This window comes from Alishewanella jeotgali KCTC 22429 (genome assembly GCF_000245735.1).
In the GTDB taxonomy this organism is placed as follows: domain Bacteria; phylum Pseudomonadota; class Gammaproteobacteria; order Enterobacterales; family Alteromonadaceae; genus Alishewanella; species Alishewanella jeotgali.
Genome location: NZ_AHTH01000014.1, coordinates 1 through 1,479, shown reverse-complemented (window position 1 = coordinate 1,479; position 1,479 = coordinate 1). Strand labels below are relative to the sequence as shown.

The following is a 1,479-nucleotide window of genomic DNA, read 5'->3' as shown; positions in this document are numbered from 1 at the left end:
AGCTATTGCAGCTATGCAGCCGCCAGCAAGTGCAGCAACTAATGGAAAAGGTGCACCTGGAAGTGTTTGGTATCAGCATTGCCGAGCGCAAACCCTCAGCCCAGGCGCGCCGCCAGCAGGCTTTGCAGTTGGGCGATTATGCTTATTTTGAAGAGCCGGCGTTTAATCGGTTGCTTTAACGCTTGTTACTAGACGTTGCAAAGGAAATCACGCTGCTTTAAAGTCGGTACAAACGATGTTTGCAGTTAAGGATAACGAAATTGAAAGATAAGGAAAAACTCATTGTTTTGGCTATGCCTTTGACGTTTGATGTCAGGTCTTTTGGTAATCGCTGATGGGCAGACGTCGTAAATCCACCCTAGTTGAAGATCTTTTTGGCATCGCCAGTTTCCTTCCCTGGTGGCTTAGTATATCCATGGCAATCGGATTCTATTTTTATCTCGATAGTCTGGCGGTAATGCCGGTAATTGATCCGAAAAATCCTATGGCGCATGTCACCGGGTCACTTACCTATTACTTTGCTTACTGGGGCAGATACTTACTTCCAGCAATTTTCATCTCTGGCGCTGTGGCATCCCTGCAGGCAAAGGCGAAAAGAGAAAAACTGCTGAATAATGTCCGGCTCGATTCAGCAACACAGCGAGATCCGTTTGCAGCGATTAGCTGGAGGGAGTTTGAAATGCTGGTCGGCCAATTTTTCCGTGAAAAAGGCTATAAAGTTTCGGAAACTGCGCAAGGTGCAGATGGCGGTATCGACTTACATCTAACGGGAAGCGACTACAAAACCTACCTGGTGCAATGCAAACACTGGAAAGCCGGTAAGGTACCGGTAAACGTGGTGCGCGAGCTTTACGGTGTAATGGTGGCAGAGCACGCTGCTGGTGCTTTTGTGGTTACCTCCGGCCAGTTTACAGATGAAGCGCAAACCTTTGCCAATGGCAAAAATATCCAGTTGGTTGATGGCAGGCTGTTAGTCAGCTCAATACAAGGCCGCGAAGCATTGCAAGAAAGGCAGGTAATTAGCTCTGTTTCTTCGGCGATTCAGTGTCCGGTATGCAATAGTGACATGGTACTGCGTACGGCAAAAAAAGGCCCTAACGCAGGCAATCAGTTTTATGGCTGCATACGTTATCCCTCTTGTCGCGGTACAAGAGAAGCCATATAGGGATCAAAGCATGGAACAGCACTATCTCAAATCCTCTTATCGCGAAAAGCTTATTGAACATTTGTTTATCGGTGAACTTCTTAAATTATCCTGGTCAACTGGCGCATGCAGCATCGAAATTTCTAAACCCGAAGTTGATAACCAAGGTTACGACCTTATTGCCGAAGAGAATGGTATTCTGCGCCATATTCAGCTAAAAACAGCGAAGTTGGATGCCAAAGCCTTATATCAGAAGGTTCATATTGCCCTTGCTAATAAGCCATCGGGCTGCGTGTTATGGATTTTCTTTGATGAAACCACCATGCAATTAGGCT

Annotated in this window: 2 protein-coding genes; both read left to right on the top strand. The window is 46.5% G+C overall.

The window, feature by feature from the left end; genetic code table 11:
- Window positions 1-334 precede the first annotated feature (334 nt).
- Complete coding sequence (locus tag AJE_RS06620) at window positions 335-1,165, top strand: restriction endonuclease (protein WP_039928179.1); 831 nt, start codon at window positions 335-337, stop codon at window positions 1,163-1,165.
- Between the two features lie 10 nt (window positions 1,166-1,175).
- The coding region (locus tag AJE_RS06615) for a group I intron-associated PD-(D/E)XK endonuclease (protein WP_008950190.1) at window positions 1,176-1,479 on the top strand (304 nt) is incomplete at its 3' end.